The sequence below is a fragment of the Chamaesiphon sp. OTE_20_metabat_361 genome (assembly GCF_031364565.1).
This window is the reverse complement of record NZ_JANLWO010000065.1, coordinates 1-2,165: the sequence shown is the minus strand read 5'-3', so window position 1 is coordinate 2,165 and position 2,165 is coordinate 1. Positions and strand designations below refer to the sequence as shown.

Annotated in this window: 3 protein-coding genes; all 3 read right to left on the bottom strand. The window is 51.1% G+C overall.

The features are described from left to right. Positions 1-10 precede the first annotated feature (10 nt). The gene (locus tag RMO35_RS01755; protein ID WP_309738129.1) at positions 11-559 is read right to left on the bottom strand and encodes a trypsin-like peptidase domain-containing protein; all 549 of its coding nucleotides are present in this window, start codon (positions 557-559) and stop codon (positions 11-13) included. 103 nt (positions 560-662) lie between these two features. Next, entirely contained in the window at positions 663-1,094 is a 432-nt protein-coding gene (locus RMO35_RS01750) for a J domain-containing protein (RefSeq protein WP_309738128.1), read from the bottom strand. 28 nt (positions 1,095-1,122) lie between these two features. Further along, positions 1,123-2,165 (bottom strand): O-antigen ligase family protein (locus RMO35_RS01745; protein WP_309738127.1); only part of this gene is annotated, 1,043 nt, incomplete at its 5' end.

The following is a 2,165-nucleotide window of genomic DNA, read 5'->3' as shown; positions in this document are numbered from 1 at the left end:
CGGAGTCACCTTATTTGACGGTGGGCAAGTCTTTGGCAGCCACTTTGAGAACGGCGACATCTGTGACTCGATCGATTCCCACGACTTTACCTGCTAATACGCGCCCATTTTGGAGTGTAACTTTGACTCGATCGGTACCATCGACGACATGAGCATTGGTGACGATGCGACCGTCAGCACTCAGGATTAAGCCCGAACCCGTGCCTTTTTCGGTTCGTTCGCGGAGCGTCCGCCTTGCGGAATCGGCTGTAGTGGATTTGTCGATCGACCGATCGCTCGTGGGGTTTTGACTGACTGACTCGGTGGCATCGACTTTGACGACGGCGGGGCTGACTTTTGCCACTACTGTGGTGATAAAGTTATCGTTGTCGGTCTGGATTGCCTGGGAGAAAATTGGTAAAGTTGCACCGGGCGGTGGGTTGAGAGCGGCAGCAGTGGTCTGCAATGGTAATTGTGAGCGTTGTTGCTGCCATAAATAGTTACCCAAAACCGCACCAGTGAGGCTACCAACGATGACTAAAAGCGTCCCTATGGAGAATTTTCGGTGCCGGATACCCATAGCGATCGGATAACAAATAGATATACCTAAATTCTCGCTCCAATCGCATAAATACTCAAGCTCTCAGCCGTTTGGCGGATCTCCTAGTTAGGAAATCGATCGCTCACAACTCACCTCTAATTATCGCGATCGCGATGGTGAGTAACAGACAGCCAATTAAAGCAATGCCCAGCATCAATAACGCAAACAGTTCGCCCCCAGAGAGCGGTCGATCGGTCGGATCGAGATAGGCAGAGGAGCGATACTTGTCGGGACGGGAGGCTAACGGCTGAAATGTGGACGGAGATTGGACGACAAAGAGCCGTGAATAGCCGATCTCTAAATCGTATGTCAAGCGGCGTTCGGGGTGGCTGATGGTCGCGTAAGCCTCATTTAAGGATTGAAATTTGACGGTGGCGACGGCGGTAGCCAGACTGGTAGTATCGGGATGGTACTTTTTGCTCATCTCCCGATAAGCACGCCGAATCTCGATCGCGGATGCGCTGGGATGGATGCCCAATAAATCGTAGTAAGTTTGCTGCTGTTTGCTATTCACCAGACAAGATTTGAGTAGTTAGCTAAAGTTACTGGCGATGCTCTCGCGGTGCAAATCCGCTGGAGAATTGCGACTGATAAAATAGCCCGCAAATACTCGCCAATAATAACCAAGCTAACGTATTTAAGCGCAGATCTGGGAGTGTCACATCAGTCATGTTAAAGGCGATAAACCCGCCAAAGGCCATCAAATAGGTGAAAAATATCGTCCGCGAGTGCCGCCATTCGATCGGAAAATCGAGAAATAACCGCGTCCCACAGGTGACGATCCAGCCGACGATGCCTACTAGGCAGATCGTCGCGGGTAGTCCCAAACTAGCGCTGAGCATGACTACTACGTTATGGGGCTGCGGTACCCAGATCTGACTGTAGGCTTGATAGAGATTGCCAAAACTTTGCATTCCCCAGCCTGTGAGCGGACGTTCTTGGATTAGTTTCCCAGCAAATTTAAACTGGGCGACTCGCGTCAGCGCGTCAGGACGATTTGGATACATCTCGTCGGTAATTCGCGCCCAAAAGTAGCGGGGGACGATCGCGCGCAGAGGTTCTTTGAGTGGCGATGGTGCGTATGCCGAACTAAAAATTACCGCCATCAGCGCTGCTACTAATCCTAAAATTCCGTACCAAGATTGATAAGCCGCAAAGACTAGCATACTCGCGATCGCGACACCCCAAGCCGATCGCGAACTAGTCAGAATCAGGGCACCGCCACCCAAGAGCAGCAAGCTACTCAGATAAATTAACTTTGGCGATTTCCAGATCGGCGCTGGGGTTAACTTAGCTGACACATCCCTATCCCGCCGCCGCTCCCAAGTATCCACCCATAAGCCCAAGCCAAAGATAAATATCATCTGTAAGTATTCGGCAAAGCCAGTCGCATAGCCAAATAATGAGGACATCCGCCCGAGCGGATTACCGCCGGGATGCAGCCCAAAAATCTGAATCGGACTGCCCATGACACTCAGAGCGCCGCCCCATCCCAGCCACAATTCCCCATATCCAAGTAAAATAACTGGAATCGCCGAAAGCAGAAAAATCCACGTCAATTGTCTTAACTGCTCTAGGGTTTGGA